This is a genomic window from Allosphingosinicella sp., from assembly GCF_036403745.1.
Lineage (GTDB): Bacteria > Pseudomonadota > Alphaproteobacteria > Sphingomonadales > Sphingomonadaceae > Allosphingosinicella.
Genome location: NZ_DASWQI010000006.1, coordinates 54,372 through 74,339 on the forward strand (window position 1 = coordinate 54,372; position 19,968 = coordinate 74,339).

The window sequence follows — 19,968 nt, forward strand, 5'->3', positions numbered from 1 at the left end:
GGTCCGGGCCGCACGCGATAGGCTCGTGGGATGCTCGACATCCGCCAGGACGACCTGAGAGGCGCGGACGTCCGCGCCCTCCTCGCCTATCATCGCGGATCGATGCACGCCGCCTCGCCGCCGGGCACCGTCTTCGCGCTCGACCTCGGCGGCCTCGAAGCGCGGGACGTGACCGTCTGGAGCGCCTGGGACGGCACCACCCTCGCCGGCGTCGCCGCGCTGAGGCAGGTCGATCACGAGACGGGCGAGATCAAGTCGATGCGCACCCACCCGGCGCAGCTGCGCCGAGGCGTCGCCGCCGCTTTGCTCGAGCATCTCATCGAACAGGCCCGCGCGCGCGGCTGGCGCCGCCTCAGCCTCGAGACCGGCAGCGGCCCGGCCTTCGCAGCGGCGCTGGCGCTCTATCGGCGGCGCGGCTTCGTCGAAGGGCAATCCTTCGGCGGCTATGCCGACAGCCCGTTCAACCGCTTCTTGCACCTGCCGCTCGCCTGACGAGCGACGCGATGTCAGTCGCTGCTGTGATGCGGAATGGCGTTCAGCAAGGTCGAGATCGCCGTCAGCAGCTGCGCCGGCGCGAACGGCTTTTGCAGCATCACGCTGTCCGGCACGCCGCGCGCGCTATGCTCGTGCGCGCTGTCGCCCGACATGTAGACCACCGGCAAGGTCGGCGTCGTCTCGCGGGCATGGCGCGCCACGTCCCAGCCGTCGGGACCCGCGCCGAGGCGGATGTCGGTGATCAGGCCCGAAAGCGCCCCCGCCTGCCGATCGATCGCCGCGATCGCCGCATTCCCGGATTCGACATGAAGCACGCCATAGCCGCCATCCTCGAGCGAACTCTGCATCGTGAGCCCGACGAGCGGTTCGTCCTCGGCCAGCAGGATGAGAATCTTCGGTTCCAAACAGCAGTTCCTCAGTGCGGACTTGGGGTCCGCCGGGCCACACGATCCTCGAAGCGAGCAGCCTGTGCGGGCGATCGTTACGCTGTAGCAGCGAACCCGCGCGCGGACCACGATAATATAAAAAAGGAGGGAGCAGTCGTGTGACCGCCCCCTCCCGGAATCCTGTGCCGAAAAGGGCCGCTCAGCGCGGCGCGGCGCCGCCCTCGCGTCCGGCGCGGGCCGCGGCCATCGCCGCCTGGCGCTCGGCAGGATCGAGCTTGCCGTCATGGTTGGTGTCGGCGGCGTCGAACTGGGCGAGGCGCGCCTTGACGAGATCGTCGATCACGAGGCGGCCATCCTTGCCATAGTCCTTGACCAGCTGGTGGAGCCGATCGCCCATCCGCTCGGGCCCGCCCGCGGTCGCGATGCGGTCGATGATCGCCTCGACTTCCTTGTCGGTGACGACGCCGTCATGGTTCATGTCGAGGCGGCCGATCTGGTCGCGGACGATCTGCTCGGCCTGGGCGCGAGTGATGTCGCCCTGCGGCGCACCACCCGGGCCACCCTGCTGCGGCGCGGGCGGCGCCGGCGGCTGAGCGAGGGCGGGAAAAGCGACGGCGGCGAGAAACGCCGCGGCGGCGATGCGGAAAGTCTTCATGGCTCTACTCCAGGTCTCAGGTCGAAGCGGCGGCGACGCCCTTCCGGTTCGACAAAATCAGGATTTCGGCTTCTCGGCGGCGGCGCGGCTCGCCTCCTGCTCGGCGGCGCTGAGCTTGCCGTCATGGTTGGCGTCGGCCTTGTCGAACGCCGCCATCCGCGCCTTGCTGAAGGTCGCGAGCGTCACCTTGCCGTCGGCGCCGGCGCCTTCGGAAAAGATGCGCTGGATGGCGGCGATCGCCACCTCCGGCGCGCCCTGGCTGCGGGCCGTGTCGAGCAGCGCCTTCTGCTCGGCCGCGTCGACCACGCCGTCATGATTGGCGTCGACTTCGCCGAACATCGAGCGGATCATCTCCTCGCCCTGGGCGCGGCTGATCTCGCCGCTCGGAGTCGGCGTCTGCTGCGCGAAGGCCGGCGCGGCGGCGAGCAGGAAAGCGGCGGCGGCTGCGCCGGCGCCAAGGCGGTTGAGCATTGGAAATTTCTCCCGTGAAAGCAAAGGGTCAGGCCCCTCGGCCGTCCCTCCCCGTGTCTTGCTCTAGCACGAAGCGCGATGAGCCGCTCATGAACAATTGGTCGCACGAGGGGGCCTGGTCGCGCGAGGCGCCTTGGTCGCGCGAGGAGGCGATCAGAAGGCGCGTTCGCCCTCGACATTGCCGGCGGTGCGATACCGGCAGACCAGCATCTCGTCCCGCACGCCTGCCGCCAGCGCGCAGCCGACCCGGTCGCTGCCGCGCCAGGCAATCTGCGTGAAGTGGCCGACATCCTCGAACCGCCCCGTCCGACTCACGGCGGGGATCGGCCCGGCCCGGTAATTGGCCTTCTCGGCGATCCACAGGCCGACCATCGCCTCGGGCGCATAGGCGCCCTTCGTCCCCTGCCAGAGGTTCTCGCCCTCGGAGGTCTCGGCGTCGCCGCTCTCCTCCTCATGCTCGATCTCGCCCGCCGCCGCGAGCTTGGCCGCCCAGCCCGCCGCGTCCCTCGCCAGCGCATCGTCCCACGCCAGCGGCTGCAGCCCGAGCGCGCTCCGCTCCCGATTATGCGCCGCGAGCAGCCGACCCTCGAGATTGCCGAGCCGCCCCGTCGCCCCGCCAAGCAGCGGCGCCGACAGCAGCAAAGCCCCCGCCGCCGCAATCCGCCCGATCCTGTCCCAGCGCCTCGTCATGACGCCGAGCTTCGCAGCCGCCGCTTAGCGCCGCCTTCCCACCCATGGTTGACGCGGTCTAAACTTCGCGTGCCCGACCCCGTCGCGCGAGCGACCGGAAAGTGAACTCCTGCCGAGTTCGAATCGAGCGGCGCCTCAGCCCCGATCGTCCTCCGTCTCCGAGTCGCTGCCAAGCGGACTGACCCCACCCGGCGGCCGCCCCAAGCCAGTGCCGCCGCGAGCCCGAACGCCGCCCATGCCGCCGGGCGATCCCGCATCTGTGCCGCCAAGCCCATTCCCGCTACTGCCGCCTTCGCTGCGCATCGGCTCCGCATCGCCCGTCGCCGACCCTGCGCCCGTCATCCCGGCGCCCGTCTCGCCTTCGCCGCCGCCAAGCCGATCCGCCGCCGCATCGCCGCTGCCGCCCTCTGCCTCGCGCCCGGTCGGATCGCCCAGCGTCAGGCCGCCCGTATCGTCATTCGATCCCGTCGCAACGCCCGCAGCGCCCGCGCCTGTGCCGACGCCCGGGAGGACGTCGCGACCTGCCGTGCCGCCAGTCGCGCCACCAGTTCCACCCTGGAGCGGATCGCCTGCCCGCGCCTCGCCGTCATCGCTGCTCCCGCCGCTTTGCCGCGCCGTCTCCTCCGCGCCCGCGTCGGGCCGCACGCCGCCTTCGCCATCACTGCCATAAGCCGGTCCGCCGGAGCCGCTCTCATCGCTCATCTCGAATCTCCTCGCTTGAGCCTCTTCAACGAGGGCGGTGCGCAGCCGTTCCTGGCGCGCGTCGCCGACAGCGGGCGAGCGAGCTGGCGCAAGAGGTTTGATCTTACCCGCGCCTCAACGGCGCCGGCCGCGATTGGCGCCTCGAGGTGAGCCTGTCCTCGACAACTGCATCACCTCACCCGTTCGGGCTGAGCTTGTCGAAGCCCTGTCCTTCTCTTCTCACGCGAAACGCGAAGCAGGGCTTCGACAGGCTCAGCCCGAACGGTGTTTCAGAATCACTGCGATAAGGCGAACGGACGCGGCCGGGTCAGGGCACGATCAGCAACTCAGCGGCCGCTCCTTGCGACGATCGCGCGAGTCGCACCCCGGGAATCCGCTTCCGGAACAGGAGATCGTCACCCAATCCGCCCCGAAACCAAAATGGGGGCTGGCGTTGCCGCCAGCCCCCAATGTCCCAGTCTCACGATGCCCCGCCTCGGCGACGCGATCACCCGCTGGGTGGGCGGACACCATGTGGAGGCCGAAGCCGCCTATGGTCCCCGTGGGTCCCGTCCAGGCCGTGAGGCCTGGGCGGTTCCCTGCGAGTCCGGGCAAGGCCGAGGCCTGGATGCCCGTTCCCCGTTTCCGAAGCGTCGCAGCAGCTTTCGCCTCGCGCCGCTTCGAAGAGGCTGGCTGGCGGAGCGCCGAAGCACCCCGTCTCGCCGTCCCCAGGGTCCGCCGAAAGGCCGGGGCCTTCCGTCTTCCCCCTCGGTCGGTTCGAAGCGGACGCGAACGTCCGCTCCTCGCCGCCTGGCCCCGCTCGGAAAGACTGAGCTTCCCGGGAACGAGTGCCTTCGCAGTCCGCCGATCCGGGCAAGCCCAGAACCGCCTTTCCGCAAGGACACGCCGCAGTCGAAAGGCGAACCTCACGATCGTGCCGCACCCTCTTCGCGAACCTCAGATCGAAGCGAACCCCGATCCTTCCGCTCGCCGGACCTTCGATGAGAAGCAAGCTCCCCGTCTCGACCCGTTCGCAGCCTCGAACCGAAGCAAGCTCCGATCCTTCCGCCGCGGGACCTTGACGGGAAGCGAACTCCCCACCTCGATCCCTTTGCAGCCTGGGCTCAAGGCGAACCTCGATCCTTCCGCTGCCGGACGTCGCACGAGAGGCGAACCCCTCGTCCTCGATCCTTCGCGGCGCCAGCGCGGAGCAAGCTCCGTTTCCTCGCCGCCGGACCTTCCGCCGAAGCGCGAACGCTTCGATACCGGGCCCGTTCGCGACATCGACTGAAGGCGAACCTCCTGCCTTTTGCCGCCAGGTCATCCGCCCGAGAGCAAGCCCTCGAACCTCGACCCTTCGCAGCCTCGATCCGGAGCAAGCCCCGTCTTCGACCGCCGGACCGCATGAGAACCGAAATCCCCGCACGACCCGTTTTCGCGAACCTTCAAGATCGAAGCGAACCCCGATCCTTCCAGCCGCCGGACCTGAACCAGGAACCGAAGCCCCTCATCCAGACCCGTCCGGATCCGGCTCGGCCGAAGCCTCCCCGTCTCCACCTCCTTCAAGCGCACCAAGGGCGCGGGCCCTTCGCTTGCCTGTCGGAAGGGTGAGCCTTGGCCGGAACCCGAAAGCTCCGGCCGGGACCCTGTCGGCTCTTCCACCTGCGGGGCGATTCCCGCAGCCTTCCGATCCGGCATTTGGCTTCGCCGTCCTGCCGCCCTTGCGGGCTGCGCTTCGGCGCTGCCGGCACCTTTCGCAATTCCGCTCGTCCGCTTGCGCGTTCGACCGGCGCTGCTAGAGGCGCCCTCGCGTCCGGCTTTCGAAAGCTGCCTTTCCTTGGGGGAGCGACCGCTTCCTTCCGCCTTGGCGGGTGGCCTTCCGGTCCGGATCCTTGCGGGTCCATTCCTTCCGTCCACACAACGAAGCTGTCATGCTTTCCCGAGTCGGGGAAGCGGATTCCGCCTGTGGATAACGAGGATAACGGGGGTAAGTCGGAGGCCCCCTAGCGGCCCTCGCCGCCGCCCTTCTTGGGGGCTTTCGCGTTCTCTTCCCAGGCCGCCACAGTGCGCCGCGCGACGTCGATGGCGACGCTCTTCAGCGCGTCTCCAAGCAGGCTGGCCTGCTTGCCGGTCGCGCCCGCCGCATCCGCCGCGGCATTGGCCGACCCCTTCGCCGCGCGCTTAGTCGCGCCGGTGTCGCGCAAGGCCGCCGCCGCCGCGAGCAAGGCCGCCGCCACCGCCTCGCTCACGACCGGTTGCTCGGCGAGCTTCATCGCCGCCCTGCCCGCCTTGCGCAGACCCTTGGGCAGCTTGGTGCCCGAGGCTTCCTTCGCCACCGCACCGCCGCCGGCGGTGGCCTTCGCCTTGGCCTTCTTGTCTTTCTTCTTGCCCATCCGCTTTCTCCTATTCGACGACGATCCGTCCGTGCATTCCAAGCAGCCGTTGCGCCAGCGCCCCGCCGCTCACGCCGTAGCGCCCGGCCCTCGGTACCAGCACCAAAGTCTCTTCCGACAGCGGCGCCACGAACACGGCGCCGTGCTTCACCAGGCCGCGAAGATGCTCCGGCACCTCCGCCCGCGCGAAGAAAGCGGGAGCCGCGAATCGGTGCGGCTCGTTGCTGTTGTTGACGAAGCGGAGGCGGACCGGCTCGCCCGCCTTCAGCCGCAGCACCTTGGGCTGGATCGCATAGCTGGTCAGCAGCACGTCATATTCCGCCGCCGTCCGCCAATCCTGCGCGGGCTCCTGCGCGGCTGCCGGAGCGGCGAAGAACAGCGAGAGGAACAGGATCAGCCTGCGCATAGACACTCCCTCAGCGACACCGCTTGCCCCAACGCCTAGCACGCGCAAAGGGAGCCGGACAAACCGCCCGCGCCGGTCCCGGAACGAGGCACGAAGGAGCATCCATGCGCGCACTGATCCTGCCCCTCCTCCTCCTCGCCGCGACTCCCGCCGCCGCCCAGCTCACCCCCGCGGAACGCAGGATCGCCGCCACCGTCGATGCCGGCCGCGCGCGCGACGAGGCGCTGCTCGAAAAGTTGGTCAACCAGAATAGCGGCTCGCGAAATCTTGCCGGGGTCGAGGCCGTCGGCCGCATGATGCGCGCCGAGCTCGAGCCCCTCGGCTTCGAAATCCGCTGGATTCCGATGATCGAGGTCGGCCGCGCCGGTCACCTCGTCGCCACCCACAAGGGCAATGGCCGCGGCAAGCGCATGCTGCTGATCGGCCATCTCGACACTGTCTTCGAGCCCGATTCGCCGTTCCAGCGCTTCGTCCGCAAGGATGCCGCCCACGCCGAGGGCCCCGGCGCCAGCGACGACAAAGGCGGCCTCGTCGTCATGGTTGCCGCGCTTCGGGCAATGCAGGCGGCGGGAACGCTGAAGAACGCCGACATCGTCGTCGTCCTCACCGGCGACGAGGAGGAAGCCGGCCGCCCGCTCGCCATCTCCCGCCGCGACCTCGTCGCCGCCGGCAAGGCGACCGACGTCGCGCTCGATTTCGAAGGCCTCGCGCAGGAGAACGGCCGCGACATGGGCTCGACCGCCCGCCGCAGCGCCGGCGGCTGGGAAGTGCACGCGACCGGCGCCACCGGCCATTCCTCCGGCATCTTCGGCGGCAATGCCGGCTACGGCGCGATCTACGAGCTCGTCCGCATCCTCGACGATTTCCGCCGCGAGCTGCCCGAGCCCAACCTCACTTTCAATGTCGGCCTCGTCGTCGGCGGCACCACTGCCCAGCTCGACGCCGCCCATATCCGCGGCGAGGCAACCGGCAAGACCAACATCATCCCGCCCCTTGCCATCGCCCGCGGCGACATCCGCACCTTGAGCCGTGAGCAGGAGGAGCGCGTGCGCGCGAAGATGCGCGACATCGTCGCCCGCCACCTCCCGCGCACCGGCGCCGAGATCAGCTTCGACGAGCCCTACCCGCCGATGGCGCCGACCGCCGGCAACAAGGCCCTCCTCGACCGCCTCAACCTCGTCAACCGCGATCTCGGTCTCGGCGAAATGGGCGTCCTAGATCCCCTGAAGCGCGGCGCCGGCGACATCAGCTTCGTCGCCGAGCTCGAGCCCGGCCTCGTGGGCCTCGGCACCGCCAGCCGCGGTGACCATGCGCCCGGCGAGACCGTCGACCTCTCCACCATCCCCCGCCAGGCCAAGCGCGCCGCGATCCTGATGAGCCGGCTGGCGCGCGAGAAACGCTGACCCAGCCCGCCGGGCGCCGGTCACGAAAAGGCCGGGACCCTGCCGCGGCCGCATGCTAGAGGGCGCTCTCGAAGGCCGGCCTGTGCCGCACCGGCCCCGCGTTGCGTTGCGTTGCGTTCCTGGGAGGGGGGATCGACAATGGCAAAGCCGGTCAAGTTCGCGCACGTCGTATACATGACGCGGCGCTTCGACGAGATGATCGCCTGGTATTGCAACGTCTTCGAAGCGGAAGTGGTTTACGCGAACCCCGCCTTGGCCTTCCTCACCTATGACGAGGAGCATCACCGCTTCGCCTTCGCGAACCTGGAGCTCCTGAAGCCGGACGCCCCGGGAGCCGGCGAGCGCGCCGACATCGGCGTCAACCACGTCGCCTACACCTACGCCAATGTCGCCGGCGAGGACGAGGATTCGCTCATCGCCTTCCCCGTCGGACCCCCGTCGCCAATCCCGGCGGCGCACGGGATGACCTGAGCGGGCGCGTCATGGACTACGGCGCGGCGCGTCCGCCGGTCCTGTCCGCGATCCACGCCAGTCCGAGCAAAGTCGGCGCCCAATAAGGGAAGATGCCGTACAGCGTATCGGTGTTGGAATGGGAATGGTGGTCAACGAACCAGAAGATATGCGCGCAGAATGCGGCGGCGAGAATCGTCAGCAGCCAGCCCATTGGCGAGACCGGCCGGAACAGCATGCTCATCGGCTTGAACCAGCGCATCGCAGTCCCTCCCCTCGAGGCCGGCATACCTTCAAAGGCGCCGGCCCGCCCGTGGAATCGAGGAGGGCGATCGGTGCACGCCTGGTGCAGCGCGCTCTCGGAGGGCGCCGCAAGCCCGCCTCACCGGTCGCGAAGGCCAACAATCTCCTGCAGCGGCACCGGCCGCCAGCCCCACACGTCCACCCCGACATCCACCTGCCGCGGCATCGGCTTCAGCCCGCCGTGGCTGTGGCCGTGAAGATTGAGGACGCCCTTGTGCTGCCCGTTCCAGCTCCTGAACGGGTAATGACACAGCACCAGTTTCCGCCCCTCCACCTCCAGCTCGGCATAATCCCGCACGCTCGCCCACCCCTCGGCCGCGACCGTCTCCGGCGGATCGTTGTTGCCGCGCACCAGATGCTTCCTGCCGTTGAGCCGCGCCAGCCAGTCCGGCACGTCCGCCGCCTTCCGGGCGAAATCGCCGAGGTGCCACACCTCGTCCTCCGGCCCCACCGCCGCGTTCCACCCCGCGAGCAGCGCCGCGTCCATCTCCGCCACCGAGGCGAACGGCCGCTTCCAGATGTTGAGCGTCCGGTGATCGCCGAAATGGCTGTCGCTGGTGAACAATATCGCCACGCCCATCCAACGCGCGCGATGGCACGACGGCTGCGTCAGGCACTACCAGATAGCTCCGCTAGCGATCGGCGAATGGACACAGGGACAGATCGGGGATCGGCTCTCTCACCAACGTCATCCCGGCGAAAACCGGAATCTCGTTGAGACCCGCTGCGCCCTTCCTCCAGGAGATCCCCGCTTTCGCCGGGATGACGGCGCTCGGCCCCTACGGCGCGCGGGGCCCTGCCGGGACTAGAGTGGGCGGCGCTGCCAGCCCTGGCTGGTGGCTAGCCAGTCGTGAGCGACCGGAGCGAACAGGCAAACGCGGCGCGGCGCGAGCGTCGATGCAGGACGTGTCCACCCCGGCGGCAGTGGATGCAGGACGTGTCCACCCCGGCGGCAGTGGATGCGGGCCCGTGTTGATGGCGACAGGAGTCGATGCGCCACGTATCGGCGACAACCGGAGTCGGTGCGGGCGGCGTGGCGGCGGAAAGCTCTCGACGCTGCCGGTATCGACGCAGGCAGCTCTCAGGTGGAAGGGTCGCGACGCCGCTGGTGTCGACCCGGGCACGCCTCAGGTGGAGAGGTGGCGACGCTGTTGGGAGAGCGAGCGGGATGCCGACGCCAGGCACCCCACAAAGTAATGGGGGCTGGCGTTGCCGCCAGCCCCCACTTTCCTGGTCTCCGCACACTCTCCCGCGAGGGGAGGGCATATTTCAACCGGGCGGATCGGTCTCTTGCGATCTTGCGATCCCCGAGCTTCCGATCGGGTGCCCGACAAAAGCCGTGAAGCCTTTGCGGGTCCCCCTTCGAAACCGCGCCGGACATTGCTGCCCGTCGAAGCTTCTTTCGCAGCGTCGGGCCGGGGCCCTTCGTTGCCGGACGATCCGGAAAGTGGGAGCGGCTTTGGCTTGCGCCTCCGCCTCACGCTTCTTCCTTTGCGCCCGTTCGCCGCTTCGAGTTCCCCCGGCCTTGCGGCCGGCTTTGCCCGGGCGTCGCCGCGTTTTCGAACACCTCTCCGTTTCCGGCGGCCGCTCTCATCGCGAAGCCAGACAGTCCCACCTTCCGCCGAGTCGCACAAGCCTTCGAGCCCTGTGGATAAAGAGAATAGCGGGGATAAGTTCGGCCCTAAAACGGAAACAGGAAATCGATGGTGAAGCGCTTCGAAATCCGCCCCTGAGGCATACCCTGTTCATGCATGGCCGGCTGGGCGCGCGCCCCTCCGCCGAGATCGATGCCGGCCCGCTGCGGCGGCTTGACCCCTGCCGGCAGCGCCAGCGGCTCGATCCTTTGCCCGGGACCGCGGCGGCCGCAGACGACGATCTCGCCCGGTCGCGGCTCGGGGCAGCGCTCGGGCGTGATCCGCGTCCCCGCCGCCGAGGGCCTCAGCTGGAAGTCGCTCTGCACCACCGGCACGGGTGCCGCGGCCGCCGGCGGAGCGAAAGCCAGCATCGCCGCGTAAGGGACTGCCACCACGTCCTTCTCCCCACTGCCGCGGCGCGGAGACTGGCCGGTGGGCACGCCGCGCGCAACCCCTGCCGTCATCGCATCCGGTAATGATCGGCAAGCCGGTCGAGCGCCATCTGGAGGACGAGCTTGCCCGCCCGCGCCGGCCAGCCGAGCGCCGTCTCCGCCTCGCGCATCCCCTCGCCGGCGCAGACCACCCGCCACAATATATCGCGCAGCCCCGGCCCCGCCGCCTTCGTCGCCGCATCGAACCGCCGCCGCGCTGCAATCTGCCGCATCGTCGGCGCCGCATCCTCGGGAGCGGCGCGCGTCTGCTTGCCGAGCGGCGGCGCGTCCCACTGCATCGTCACCACCGGCGGCAGCTGCGCTTTCTCCCAGTCCAGCCGCAATTGCTCGCCCGCCGCATAGTGCCGCGTCGTGACATGGCCGCGATTGTGCAGCCAGCCGAGCGGCGACTCCGCCAAATTCACCGTCACCGACCGCACCGCCCGGCTCCGTCCCGGCCGGCGCGAGCGTCCGTCCTGCGGCAGCGGCCGCTCCGCCAGCAGCCGGTTCTTCCTCGCCTTCACGCCCATCATTGGATTGCCTCCAGAACATATCACGAATCACTTCAATTGCACCTTGCCATTGAGGAGAGGGTGTAGGAAAGTGAAATAACCGCACTGGTTGGGGAGGCTGCTCATGATCACCCGCATCCGCGAGGTTCGCCGCGCGAAGAAGATGACGCTCCAGGACGTCGCCGACCGCTGCGACCCGCCGACCACACCACAGACGATCGGTCGCCTCGAGACCGGCACCCGCACCGTCTCGGTCGGCTGGCTGAACCGCATCGCCGGCGCCCTCGGGGTCGAAGCAGGCGACCTCGTCCAGCTCCCGGACCGCGAGGACCTGCCGGTCGCCGCCATCCTCGAACATGACGGCGCCCACGCACCGCGCCGCAGCGGCGTCGCCGTCCCGCCGCACCCCGAAGCCGGCATGGTCGCCGTCGCCGTCGCCGCCGGTGTCGGCGATTATCGCGCCGGCGACGAATTGTGGTGCCGCCGCCTCGCGCCCGACGCTTTCGGCCAGGCGCTCAACCGCGACGTCCTCGTCCCCCGTCCCGCCGGGCGCTTCCTGTTCGCCCGCCTGATCGGCCGCGAGGAGGGCAAGCTCCACCTCCTGCCGCTCGGCGCCGGCGGCCGCCAGACCGTGCTCGCCGATCCCGCCTGGCTCGCCGTCGCCGTCCGCCTGATCCGCAGCCTCTGATGTCGCTTCCCGTCGCCGACGCCGCTGCCCCCGGACCCGCCGTCCTGCTCGGCCACGACCGTGTTCTCGGCCCCGGCCGCTGGCGCTGGCTGCGTGCCTTCGCCTGGGCTGTGCTCCTGTTCGTCGTCCTCACCGTCGCATTCACGCTGGGGAGCGGGATGATCATCGCCTTGCTGATGATCGTCGTGCACGGCGGAGCCGCGGGGAACCTCCTCAAGGATCCGCCGCCCGCCATCCTCTTCACAGGCCTGGCCGTCGGTACCCTGGTCGCGCTCCTCCTCTATGTCGGCCTCGTCCAACTCGGCGAGAAGCGCACCGCGCCCGAACTCTCTCCGCGCCCGGCGCTGGTCGAGCTTCCGGCGGGGCTCTCCCTCGGCGCCGCGATGATGGCGGTGACCGTCGCGCTTATGTGGGCGGGCGGCTGGGTCTCCATCGCCGGCCAGCCCGTCACGGCGATCTGGAAGGCGGTGGCCGAAAGCATCCAGTCCGGCATCCTCGAGGAATTGTTGTTCCGCCTCGTCGTCTTCCGCTTGCTGTGGCGCGCTTTCGGCATCTGGGCGGCGCTCGGGCTCTCGGCTCTGCTGTTCGGCGCGCTCCACCTGATGAACCCCAATGCCAGCCTCTTCGCCGCCGTCTGCATCGCCATCGAGGCCGGGCTGATGCTCGCCGCCTTCTACATCCTCACCGGCCGCCTGTGGGTGTCGATCGGCGTCCATGCCGGCTGGAACTTCACGCAAGGCTGGGTCTTCGGCGCCGCCGTCTCGGGGACCAGCAACTTCGCCGGCGGGCCCCTCTCCTTCCATCCTGTCCCAGGCGTTGCGCCAATCCTCTCCGGCGCCGGCTTCGGTCCCGAAGCATCGCTCGCCGGCCTCGCCGTCGGCACCGCCGTCGGCGCCGCCGCCCTCCACCGCGCCTGGAAGCGCGGCAGGCTTACAGCCATTGATGCGGGGACCGGTCCCATCGTCGGTCGGCCTGCCGGAGCGGCAGCGGAGGGCGATGTGGTGGGCGCTGACGGGCTCGAACCGCCGACCCTCTCGGTGTAAACGAGATGCTCTACCAACTGAGCTAAGCGCCCGCCCCACCGCCCTGCCACCGGCCGCGACCGGCATCAAGGGTCAGACGATCAGCGCCGACACGCGCTGCGCGGCCTTGAAGTAATTCGCCATCGCGACGGCGCTCTGGTCGGCAAGCTCGATGAACACCCGCCGCCCGTCCTCCGGATCAGCGACCCGCACGAAGACGCCCTGGTCGCACAGCGATTTGATCCAGCGCAGCGCCGTCGTCGGCGGCACGGCGGCGGCGATGCACAGGCTCGACACCGCCACCCGCTGCTTCTCGAGCCGCGCCGCCATCAGGTCGAGCAGCATGTCCCAGGCGGGATCGGCGAAGAGATCCGGTTTGAAGAAATGGTCGCGCAGCCGCCGCCCACGGATGATCGAGCGGATCTGCGCCGCCTCTATCGTCTCGTCGGCGCCCATCTCGCCGGTCTGGACGCCGGCCACCGCCGCCGCGGCCGCCTCGTCCTCCGACAGCGCGGCGAGGATCGACGCGATCCGTCCCACCTCCTCGCTCAGCTGCTGCAGCTTCGCCGTCGCCTGCCCCTTGGCGACGTCGTTCAGGACCGGTTCCGCCGGGCGCACCGCCAAAGCGAGGGCCAGCGCCCGCTCGCGCTGCGGCGCCTCGATCAGATACTCGATCCGCCCCGCGCCCAGCGAACCGGTCACGACATCGAGGAGAGTGGCCGGCGCAGCGACGATCGCCTCGCATCCCCGCTCCGCCGCCGCCCGCTCCAGCGCATTGAGCGCGGCGGCAAGGCCGTGTTCGTCCCGCTCGACATCCAGCAGGAACGCGTCCGCCGCCACCTGCGCGTCGAGCCGCGCTGGCGCCTCGCTCAGGCTGATCGCGGGCCCGAGCCGGCAGCCGACGAGCCGCGCCGTCTCCCGCCAGCGCCGTTCACCCGCCTCGGTCTGCGCGACGAGGACGACCGATCCCCGCGCCCCGTAATCCAAATCTCCTCCGCCCACGGTCCCACCCCTGCTGCCCGATTCCCCGGCAGCAGATTGCCCCCGATCCGGAGGAAAGTAGAGGGTGCTTTTGTCCGTTTCGGAGCGACCGCAAAGATTGTGCGAACAACTGGACCACCGCGCCGCTTGGCAGCCTGGGTTCTGGCGAAACTCGGACTGCTGTTGAGGAGAGATTTGCTGCGGATCGCGATTAGTCCCTGCCGCGCCGCAAACCTGTCGCTAAACGGTGTCCATTCCGGATGAGATTTCCGACGCGACCTGTCAGCCCGCGATCCACTCCACCGCCGCCCGGGCATGAATCGCCGTGGTGTCGTAGACCGGGAGCACGTTCGCCACCGGATCGACGAGCAGCACCAGCTCGGTACAGGCCAGCACCACGCCCTGCTGGCGCGCCTGGCCCATCTCGGTGAGGCAGGTCTTGAGCCGCCGCTGCGAATTGCGCGTGACCTGTCCCTTGGCAAGCTCCTCGAAGATGATGCGGTCGATCTCCTGCGCCGTCGCGGCCGCCGGCGGCGCCAGCGTAATGCCCCGCGCCTCGATCCGTCCGCGCACGAAAGGCTCGCCCATCGTGAAGCGGGTGCCGATGAACCCGGCGCGCTTCACCCCGTCGGCGACGAGCCGGTCGGCGACGGCATCGCCGATGTGGATCAGCTCCAGTCCCGCCGCGGCCTGAACCTCGTCGGCGACCTTGTGCATCGTGTTGGAGCACAGGATCAGCCCCTCCGCCCCCGCTGCGGCAAGGCGGCGCCCTGCGGACGCGACGATTTCCGCCACCGCCGCCCACTCGCCAGCAAGCTGGAGCGGGGCGACGTCGGCAAGGTTGAGGCTCTCGATCACCAGCGGCGCCGAGGCGACGCCGCCGAACCGCTGGGCGATGCCGCGGTTGATCTGCTCATAATACATCGCGGTCGAGTGCCAGCTCGTCCCGCCGATCATCCCCAGCTTGCGCACCGCAAAGCCCTCTCGTGCCGGCCCAGACCTTGATCGTCTCAGGCTGAATCAGCCTGACACGATCAAGGTCTCAACATTGAATAGAGCCTGATTCACTCTTTCGGCGGAAGCGCGAAGCGCTTCCTCCTCAAACGATCAGGCTCTAAGTCCCTGCCCTGTCGAAAGGCTTCCCGGCCCATTTGCAACCCGCGCGGGCCGGGACGCCGAACTATCGGGACCGGCTGTGGCACGCGGGAAACAGCAAGCGCGAGGCGCGGGCCTTCAGCCCAGCGCCTTGACGATCTCTTCCACCATCTTCTTGGCGTCGGCGAGGAGCATCATCGTGTTGTCGCGGTAGAACAGCTCGTTATCCACGCCCGCATAGCCGACACCGCCCATCGAGCGCTTCACGAACAGCACCGTCTTCGCCTTCTCCACGTCGAGCACCGGCATGCCGTAGATGGGCGACGACTTGTCGGTCTTGGCCGCCGGGTTGGTGACGTCGTTGGCGCCGATCACGAAGGCGACGTCGGTGCGGGCGAACTCCGAATTGATGTCCTCCAATTCGAACACCTCGTCATAAGGCACGTTGGCCTCGGCAAGCAGCACGTTCATGTGCCCGGGCATCCGCCCCGCCACCGGGTGGATCGCATATTTCACGCTCACCCCCTCCTTCTTGAGGAGGTCGCCCATCTCGCGCAGCGCATGCTGCGCCTGCGCCACCGCCATGCCGTAGCCCGGCACGATGATCACCTGTTCGGCCTGGCTCATCAGGAACGCCGCGTCCTCGGCCGAGCCGCGCTTCCACGGCCGGTCGATCGCCGCCCCGCCGCCCGCCGCGACCGCGTCTCCGCCGAAGCCGCCCGCGATCACCGAGATGAAGCTGCGGTTCATCGCCCGGCACATGATGTAGGACAGGATCGCGCCCGACGATCCGACCAGCGCGCCGGTGACGATCATCGCTGTGTTGTGCAGCGTGAAGCCCATCGCCGCCGCCGCCCAGCCCGAATAGGAGTTGAGCATCGACACGACGACCGGCATGTCCGCCCCGCCGATCGGCACGATCAGCAGGAAGCCGATCAGGAACGACAGCGCCACGGCGGTGAAGAACACCCACGGCGACTGGTCCTGCGTGAAATAGCCGACGAGCCCGATGATCACCGCCAGCGTCGCGAGGTTGAGGACGTGGCGCCCCGGCAGCAGGATCGGCTTGCCCGACATGTTGCCGTTCAGCTTCAGGAACGCGATCACCGATCCCGAAAAGGTAATCGCACCGATCGCCGCGCCCAACCCCATCTCGACCCGGCTGACCGGCAGGATGTTGACGATCGAGGGCCCGTAGACCGGCGTGATCCGCACCGCGATCCCGAACGCCTCCGGATTCAGATACGCCGCTGCCGCCACCAGCACCGCCGCGAGCCCGACAAGGCTGTGGAACGCCGCGACCAGCTGCGGCATCGCCGTCATCGCGATCCGCCGGGCGGTGACGAGACCGATCACGGCACCGATGGCGATCGCGAGCCCGATTTCGGCCAATGTCACGGGATCGACGTCGTGCCATTTCGCCGCGACGGAAACGGGTTCCTGATCGGCAATGAAGGGGACGTGGTAGATGAGCGTCGTCACCACCGCGAGCACCATCCCGGCAATGCCGAAGCGGTTGCCCGTCTGCGCGCTTACCGGGCTCGACAGCCCCCTCAGCGCGAGGATGAAGCAGGCGCCGGAGACGAGGTAGGCGAGCGCCACCCAGGCCGGCAGAGCGACGGCTTCATGCATCAGCGCCGCTCCTTCTTCTTGTACATGGCCAGCATTCGCGCCGTCACCGCGAAGCCGCCGAAGATGTTGACGCTCGCCAGCACCACCGCGAGCAGCCCCAGCCACTTCGCCCCCGGTACCCCCGCCGCGGCGGCCGCAATCAGCGCCCCGACGACGATTACCGAGGAGATGGCATTGGTCACCGCCATCAGCGGCGTATGCAGCGCCGGCGTCACCCCCCACACCACGAAATAGCCGACGAAGCAGGCCAGCACGAAGATCGACAGGATCGAGATGAAGTCCATGTTATTTTTGGCTCCTCGTCGCCAGACGAAGCCAAGCCTCCACCGCACACTGCTGGAGCGCTCGCTCGCCGCAGGTCCCGCTAATCTGCGCAATCCGCGAAGAGACCTCGGCTTCACCGCGGAAGAGGGACAGCGTATATTGAAACTCGTCGCCCGGCAGCGTGTGCTCCATCACCAGAAGTGCAGATTGGTGCGGCGTCGGATCAGCCGGCCCAGCAGGTCGAAACTCGTTAGACGTCGCCAGGGCCTGCTCCACCGCGACGCGCCAGCGTTGGCTCAGACTGTCGTCACCTTCGCTCCAGAGATCCACTGGCTGCCGCGGCTGAGACGCGGCCACGGCGAACGCTACGGCCAAGGTAATCACCCCTTCAACCTCTCGCTCACCACGGCTCCGCCCCGCGTCAGCCGCACACCCTTGACGATCTCGTCCTCGTCCGGGAGCACCACCCGCCCCGCTTCCTTGTCCCAGAAGGCGGAGAGGAAGTTGTAGAGGTTGCGGGCGTAGAGCGCGGAGGCATCGGCGGCGAGGCGGCTCGGGACGTTGCGGTGGCCGACGATCTTCACCCCATGCCGCAGCGCAACTTCGCCGAGCACCGCGCCCTCGACATTGCCGCCCTGCTCCACCGCCAGATCGACGATCACCGAGCCCGACCGCATGCTGGCCACCTGCGCGTCGGAGATCAGCCGCGGCGCCGGCCGCCCCGGGATCAAGGCGGTGGTGATGACGATGTCCTGCTTAGCGATGTGCGCCGAGACCAGCTCGGCCTGCGCCGCCTTATACTCATCCGACATCTCGGTCGCGTAGCCGCCCGCGCCCTCGCCCTCGATGCCCGCCACATTCTCGACAAAGATCGCCTTCGCCCCGAGGCTCTCGATCTGCTCCCTGGTCGCCGCCCGGACATCAGTCGCCGAGACGATGGCGCCTAAACGCCGCGCGGTTGCGATCGCCTGCAGCCCGGCGACGCCGACCCCCATCACGAACACCCGCGCCGCCGCGATCGTCCCCGCCGCCGTCATCATCATCGGAAAGGCGCGGCCATATTCCGCCGCCGCGTCGAGGACCGCCTTGTAGCCCGACAGGTTCGACTGCGAGGACAAGATGTCCATCGACTGCGCCCGGGTGATGCGCGGCATGAACTCCATCGCCAGCGCCTCGAGCCCCGCCGCGGCATAGGCATCGACCCGCGCGCGCTGCCGGAAGGGATCGAGCGCAGCGACGACCAGAGCCCCGCCATTCGCGCCGCCGAGCCCCGCCGGCTCCGGCCCCTGCACACAGAGCAAAGCGTCCGCACCCTGCACAACCGCCTCGCGCGGCGCCACCGTCGCCCCTGCCGCCTCATAGTCCGCGTCGGCGATCGACGCGCTCAGCCCCGCCCCGGCCTCGACCGCGACGCTGGCGCCCAGGGCGATATATTTCTTGACCGTCTCCGGTGTCGCCGCGACCCGCCGCTCGCCGTCCGCTTGCTCCTTGAGGACCGCGAGCTTCACCGGGCGCCGGTTATTTGGAGATGACGAGGATGACGATGAAGGCGAGGATGAAGCATAGGACCGCCCCCACCTTGAACACGCTGATGAACTTCTCGTAGCCCTTCCGGTGGACTGCGAATTCCTTGTCGAGATCGGTGTGCGCCGCCATTTCGATCCTCTGCATGCCTGGTCGGCGGCCCTTCTAACAACGCGTGGCGCGCGTGGGAAGCGGCTCCCGCCCCCCTCGAACGCGATTAATCCCGCCTTTACCCCGCGCCGCTAAGGATCGTCCCACCTGGACCAAGAGGGGACATATGCGGCCCGATTCGACCCGCTGCCTGCTGCTGATCGACGATGAGCCCGCCCAGCGCCGCCTCGTCACCGCCATCGGCGCCCGCGCCGGCTGGTGGGTGCGCGGCGCCTCCGACATCGACGCCGCCGCCGAAATGCTGCGCGATCCCGAGCAGCCCAAGGTCGATGCGATCCTCCTCGACCATTGGCTCCCCGGCGCCGAAGGCACCGCGCTGATCGAGCAGATTCGCACGATGGCGCCCGATCTGCCCCTCCTCGTCATGACCGCCCAGACCTCGGTCGCCATCGCCGTCGACGCGATGCGCGCCGGCGCCAACGATTTCCTGGTGAAGCCGATCGCTCCCGACCGCCTCCTCGCCGCCTTGAACGCCGCCACCGACCGCCGCCAGCGCAACGGCGAGCTCCGCCCGCTGTCCGAGAAAATCTCCAAGACCCTCGCTTTCGAGGAGATCATCGGCTCGGCGCCCAAATTCCGCGCCGCCATGGCCGTCGCCGCCAAGGCCGCCCGCGCCCGCGTCTCCGTCCTCATCGAAGGCGAGAGCGGCTCGGGCAAGGAAGTGATCGCGCAGGCGATCCATTCTTCCTCACCCCGCGGCAAGAAGGTGATGGTCACCGTCAATTGCGGCGCGATCCCCGAAAACCTTGTCGAATCGGTGCTGTTTGGCCACGAGAAGGGCGCCTTCACCGGCGCCTTCGACCGCCATGTCGGCCGCTTCGAGGATGCCGACGGCTCGACGCTCTTTCTCGACGAGATCGGCGAGCTCCCGCTCGAGACCCAGGTCAAACTGCTCCGTGCCATCGAGACGGGCGAGATCCAGCGCATCGGCGGCCGCGCCATCCAGATGGTCGACGTCCGCATCATCGCCGCCACCAACCGCCGCCTCGCCGAGGAAGTCGCCGCCGGCCGCTTCCGCGAGGACCTTTATTACCGCCTCAACGTCGTTCACGTCGACATCCCGCCGCTACGCGACCGGTCGAGCGACATACCGGGCCTCGCCCGCCACCTCCTCGCCCGCATCGCCGAGCAGCCCGGCATGCGCTACCTCTCGATCACCGACGACGCCCTCGCCGTCCTCATGCGTTACGGCTGGCCCGGCAACGTCCGGCAGCTCCAGAACGCCCTCTTCCGCGCCGCCGTCCTGTGCGACGGCAACGCGCTGACCGCCGACGATTTCCCCCAGATCCAGACGGAATCCGCCTTCACCCGCCGCGCCAGCGACGTCCACCGTCCGCTCCTCAACGGCGCTTCCCAGAACGCGGCGCTCGACCATGCCCCCGGCATCACCCTCTATTCGGGCGACGGCAACATGCGCTCGCTGGAGGAGATCGAGGCCGACGTCATCCGCCTGGCCATCGGCCATTATCGCGGCCGCATGACCGAAGTCGCGCGCCGCCTGGGGATCGGGCGGTCGACTTTGTACCGCAAGCTCGGCGAGCTCGGCATCGGGGATATTGCCGCGTAAGCCGAGGGCGTCCCGTTCGCAACGCAGCAGCGTTGCGCACGGAGTCGCCCCGGCCGGCCGACGGGCCGGCAAAGCCGAACCCGATCGACGTCACGGGACAATGGTCCCGTGACG

The 19,968-nt window shown here is 69.1% G+C and carries 25 protein-coding genes and 1 tRNA gene; 6 read left to right on the forward strand and 20 right to left on the reverse strand.

All coding sequences use genetic code 11. The features are described 5' to 3' along the window. Positions 1-30: 30 nt before the first annotated feature. A complete protein-coding gene (locus VGC56_RS01025; RefSeq protein ID WP_464122687.1) occupies positions 31-492 on the forward strand; it encodes a GNAT family N-acetyltransferase in 462 nt (153 codons plus the stop codon). A 14-nt stretch (positions 493-506) separates the two neighbouring features. Here the strand turns inward: VGC56_RS01025 and VGC56_RS01030 are convergent, their stop codons facing one another. The 7 genes from VGC56_RS01030 to VGC56_RS01060 all read right to left on the reverse strand — a co-directional run bounded on the left by VGC56_RS01030 (position 507) and on the right by VGC56_RS01060 (position 6,177). Next, entirely contained in the window at positions 507-899 is a 393-nt protein-coding gene (locus VGC56_RS01030; protein WP_464122688.1) for a response regulator, read from the reverse strand. Positions 900-1,080: 181 nt separating this feature from the next. Continuing rightward, the gene (locus VGC56_RS01035) at positions 1,081-1,536 is read right to left on the reverse strand and encodes a hypothetical protein (RefSeq protein WP_464122689.1); all 456 of its coding nucleotides are present in this window, start codon (positions 1,534-1,536) and stop codon (positions 1,081-1,083) included. A gap of 57 nt (positions 1,537-1,593) precedes the next feature. Next, positions 1,594-2,007, reverse strand: coding sequence for an EF-hand domain-containing protein (locus tag VGC56_RS01040; protein ID WP_464122690.1), 414 nt, complete (start codon positions 2,005-2,007; stop codon positions 1,594-1,596). A gap of 153 nt (positions 2,008-2,160) precedes the next feature. Next, a complete protein-coding gene (locus VGC56_RS01045) occupies positions 2,161-2,697 on the reverse strand; it encodes a CAP domain-containing protein (RefSeq protein ID WP_464122691.1) in 537 nt (178 codons plus the stop codon). Positions 2,698-2,832: 135 nt separating this feature from the next. Beyond that, on the reverse strand, positions 2,833-3,399 hold the full coding sequence (locus tag VGC56_RS01050; protein WP_464122692.1) for a hypothetical protein: 567 nt from the start codon (positions 3,397-3,399) through the stop codon (positions 2,833-2,835). A 1,982-nt stretch (positions 3,400-5,381) separates the two neighbouring features. After that, complete coding sequence (locus VGC56_RS01055) at positions 5,382-5,771, reverse strand: hypothetical protein (RefSeq protein WP_464122693.1); 390 nt, start codon at positions 5,769-5,771, stop codon at positions 5,382-5,384. A 10-nt stretch (positions 5,772-5,781) separates the two neighbouring features. After that, positions 5,782-6,177: a cupredoxin domain-containing protein gene (locus VGC56_RS01060; protein ID WP_464122694.1), complete on the reverse strand. Its 396-nt coding sequence runs from the start codon at positions 6,175-6,177 to the stop codon at positions 5,782-5,784. Between the two features lie 104 nt (positions 6,178-6,281). On the opposite strand from VGC56_RS01060, the gene VGC56_RS01065 reads away from it, so the two are divergent. After that, positions 6,282-7,580 carry a M20/M25/M40 family metallo-hydrolase gene (locus tag VGC56_RS01065; protein ID WP_464122695.1) on the forward strand — a complete coding sequence of 433 codons (1,299 nt, stop codon included), beginning with the start codon at positions 6,282-6,284 and terminating at the stop codon, positions 7,578-7,580. A gap of 138 nt (positions 7,581-7,718) precedes the next feature. Then, complete coding sequence (locus tag VGC56_RS01070; RefSeq protein WP_464122696.1) at positions 7,719-8,051, forward strand: VOC family protein; 333 nt, start codon at positions 7,719-7,721, stop codon at positions 8,049-8,051. 16 nt (positions 8,052-8,067) lie between these two features. Here VGC56_RS01070 and VGC56_RS01075 read toward each other — a convergent pair whose 3' ends face one another. The 4 genes from VGC56_RS01075 to VGC56_RS01090 all read right to left on the reverse strand — a co-directional run bounded on the left by VGC56_RS01075 (position 8,068) and on the right by VGC56_RS01090 (position 10,928). Then, complete coding sequence (locus tag VGC56_RS01075; protein WP_464122697.1) at positions 8,068-8,292, reverse strand: hypothetical protein; 225 nt, start codon at positions 8,290-8,292, stop codon at positions 8,068-8,070. 120 nt (positions 8,293-8,412) lie between these two features. Continuing rightward, positions 8,413-8,907, reverse strand: coding sequence for a metallophosphoesterase family protein (locus VGC56_RS01080; protein ID WP_464122698.1), 495 nt, complete (start codon positions 8,905-8,907; stop codon positions 8,413-8,415). Positions 8,908-10,014: 1,107 nt separating this feature from the next. Continuing rightward, positions 10,015-10,431, reverse strand: a complete 417-nt coding sequence (locus tag VGC56_RS01085; RefSeq protein ID WP_464122699.1) for a hypothetical protein — start codon at positions 10,429-10,431, stop codon at positions 10,015-10,017. After that, positions 10,428-10,928, reverse strand: a complete 501-nt coding sequence (locus tag VGC56_RS01090) for a DUF6456 domain-containing protein (protein ID WP_464122712.1) — start codon at positions 10,926-10,928, stop codon at positions 10,428-10,430. Before VGC56_RS01090 ends, VGC56_RS01085 begins: the two co-directional genes overlap by 4 nt. 106 nt (positions 10,929-11,034) lie before the next feature. On the opposite strand from VGC56_RS01090, the gene VGC56_RS01095 reads away from it, so the two are divergent. After that, on the forward strand, positions 11,035-11,598 hold the full coding sequence (locus VGC56_RS01095; RefSeq protein ID WP_464122700.1) for a helix-turn-helix domain-containing protein: 564 nt from the start codon (positions 11,035-11,037) through the stop codon (positions 11,596-11,598). Between the two features lie 280 nt (positions 11,599-11,878). Here the strand turns inward: VGC56_RS01095 and VGC56_RS01100 are convergent, their stop codons facing one another. Beyond that, on the reverse strand, positions 11,879-12,091 hold the full coding sequence (locus VGC56_RS01100) for a hypothetical protein (protein ID WP_464122701.1): 213 nt from the start codon (positions 12,089-12,091) through the stop codon (positions 11,879-11,881). Between VGC56_RS01100 and VGC56_RS01105 the strand changes: the two genes are divergently transcribed. After that, positions 12,006-12,641, forward strand: coding sequence for a lysostaphin resistance A-like protein (locus tag VGC56_RS01105; protein WP_464122713.1), 636 nt, complete (start codon positions 12,006-12,008; stop codon positions 12,639-12,641). The genes VGC56_RS01100 and VGC56_RS01105 overlap by 86 nt on opposite strands. Here VGC56_RS01105 and VGC56_RS01110 read toward each other — a convergent pair. The 8 genes from VGC56_RS01110 to VGC56_RS01145 all read right to left on the reverse strand — a co-directional run bounded on the left by VGC56_RS01110 (position 12,598) and on the right by VGC56_RS01145 (position 18,263). Next, a tRNA-Val gene (locus VGC56_RS01110) sits at positions 12,598-12,673 on the reverse strand. The genes VGC56_RS01105 and VGC56_RS01110 overlap by 44 nt on opposite strands. Positions 12,674-12,713: 40 nt before the next feature. Next, on the reverse strand, positions 12,714-13,607 hold the full coding sequence (locus VGC56_RS01115) for a hypothetical protein (protein ID WP_464122702.1): 894 nt from the start codon (positions 13,605-13,607) through the stop codon (positions 12,714-12,716). A gap of 276 nt (positions 13,608-13,883) precedes the next feature. Further along, positions 13,884-14,573: an aspartate/glutamate racemase family protein gene (locus tag VGC56_RS01120; protein ID WP_464122703.1), complete on the reverse strand. Its 690-nt coding sequence runs from the start codon at positions 14,571-14,573 to the stop codon at positions 13,884-13,886. Positions 14,574-14,834: 261 nt separating this feature from the next. Next, positions 14,835-16,328 (reverse strand): NAD(P)(+) transhydrogenase (Re/Si-specific) subunit beta, encoded by a 1,494-nt coding sequence (locus VGC56_RS01125; RefSeq protein WP_464122704.1) that lies wholly within the window; start codon positions 16,326-16,328, stop codon positions 14,835-14,837. Then, positions 16,328-16,612: an NAD(P) transhydrogenase subunit alpha part 2 gene (locus VGC56_RS01130; protein WP_464122705.1), complete on the reverse strand. Its 285-nt coding sequence runs from the start codon at positions 16,610-16,612 to the stop codon at positions 16,328-16,330. Before VGC56_RS01130 ends, VGC56_RS01125 begins: the two co-directional genes overlap by 1 nt. 1 nt (position 16,613) lies before the next feature. Next, positions 16,614-16,967: a hypothetical protein gene (locus tag VGC56_RS01135; protein WP_464122706.1), complete on the reverse strand. Its 354-nt coding sequence runs from the start codon at positions 16,965-16,967 to the stop codon at positions 16,614-16,616. A gap of 5 nt (positions 16,968-16,972) precedes the next feature. Continuing rightward, positions 16,973-18,100, reverse strand: coding sequence for an NAD(P) transhydrogenase subunit alpha (locus VGC56_RS01140; protein WP_464122707.1), 1,128 nt, complete (start codon positions 18,098-18,100; stop codon positions 16,973-16,975). A gap of 10 nt (positions 18,101-18,110) precedes the next feature. Then, a complete protein-coding gene (locus VGC56_RS01145) occupies positions 18,111-18,263 on the reverse strand; it encodes a hypothetical protein (RefSeq protein ID WP_464122708.1) in 153 nt (50 codons plus the stop codon). Between the two features lie 130 nt (positions 18,264-18,393). Between VGC56_RS01145 and VGC56_RS01150 the strand changes: the two genes are divergently transcribed. Beyond that, a complete protein-coding gene (locus VGC56_RS01150) occupies positions 18,394-19,854 on the forward strand; it encodes a sigma-54-dependent transcriptional regulator (RefSeq protein WP_464122709.1) in 1,461 nt (486 codons plus the stop codon). Positions 19,855-19,968: the final 114 nt, after the last annotated feature.

Coding starts and splice junctions, on each gene's coding strand:
- VGC56_RS01150 (WP_464122709.1), top strand. CDS start 18,394: ATGCGGCCCGATTCGACCCGCTGCCTGCTGCTGATCGACGATGAGCCC.
- VGC56_RS01095 (WP_464122700.1), top strand. CDS start 11,035: ATGATCACCCGCATCCGCGAGGTTCGCCGCGCGAAGAAGATGACGCTC.
- VGC56_RS01125 (WP_464122704.1), bottom strand. CDS start 16,328: ATGCATGAAGCCGTCGCTCTGCCGGCCTGGGTGGCGCTCGCCTACCTC.
- VGC56_RS01040 (WP_464122690.1), bottom strand. CDS start 2,007: ATGCTCAACCGCCTTGGCGCCGGCGCAGCCGCCGCCGCTTTCCTGCTC.
- VGC56_RS01105 (WP_464122713.1), top strand. CDS start 12,006: ATGTGGGCGGGCGGCTGGGTCTCCATCGCCGGCCAGCCCGTCACGGCG.
- VGC56_RS01075 (WP_464122697.1), bottom strand. CDS start 8,292: ATGCGCTGGTTCAAGCCGATGAGCATGCTGTTCCGGCCGGTCTCGCCA.
- VGC56_RS01130 (WP_464122705.1), bottom strand. CDS start 16,612: ATGGACTTCATCTCGATCCTGTCGATCTTCGTGCTGGCCTGCTTCGTC.
- VGC56_RS01090 (WP_464122712.1), bottom strand. CDS start 10,928: ATGGGCGTGAAGGCGAGGAAGAACCGGCTGCTGGCGGAGCGGCCGCTG.
- VGC56_RS01050 (WP_464122692.1), bottom strand. CDS start 3,399: ATGAGCGATGAGAGCGGCTCCGGCGGACCGGCTTATGGCAGTGATGGC.
- VGC56_RS01025 (WP_464122687.1), top strand. CDS start 31: ATGCTCGACATCCGCCAGGACGACCTGAGAGGCGCGGACGTCCGCGCC.
- VGC56_RS01060 (WP_464122694.1), bottom strand. CDS start 6,177: ATGCGCAGGCTGATCCTGTTCCTCTCGCTGTTCTTCGCCGCTCCGGCA.
- VGC56_RS01065 (WP_464122695.1), top strand. CDS start 6,282: ATGCGCGCACTGATCCTGCCCCTCCTCCTCCTCGCCGCGACTCCCGCC.
- VGC56_RS01055 (WP_464122693.1), bottom strand. CDS start 5,771: ATGGGCAAGAAGAAAGACAAGAAGGCCAAGGCGAAGGCCACCGCCGGC.
- VGC56_RS01100 (WP_464122701.1), bottom strand. CDS start 12,091: ATGCCGGACTGGATGCTTTCGGCCACCGCCTTCCAGATCGCCGTGACG.
- VGC56_RS01145 (WP_464122708.1), bottom strand. CDS start 18,263: ATGCAGAGGATCGAAATGGCGGCGCACACCGATCTCGACAAGGAATTC.
- VGC56_RS01085 (WP_464122699.1), bottom strand. CDS start 10,431: ATGACGGCAGGGGTTGCGCGCGGCGTGCCCACCGGCCAGTCTCCGCGC.
- VGC56_RS01035 (WP_464122689.1), bottom strand. CDS start 1,536: ATGAAGACTTTCCGCATCGCCGCCGCGGCGTTTCTCGCCGCCGTCGCT.
- VGC56_RS01045 (WP_464122691.1), bottom strand. CDS start 2,697: ATGACGAGGCGCTGGGACAGGATCGGGCGGATTGCGGCGGCGGGGGCT.
- VGC56_RS01070 (WP_464122696.1), top strand. CDS start 7,719: ATGGCAAAGCCGGTCAAGTTCGCGCACGTCGTATACATGACGCGGCGC.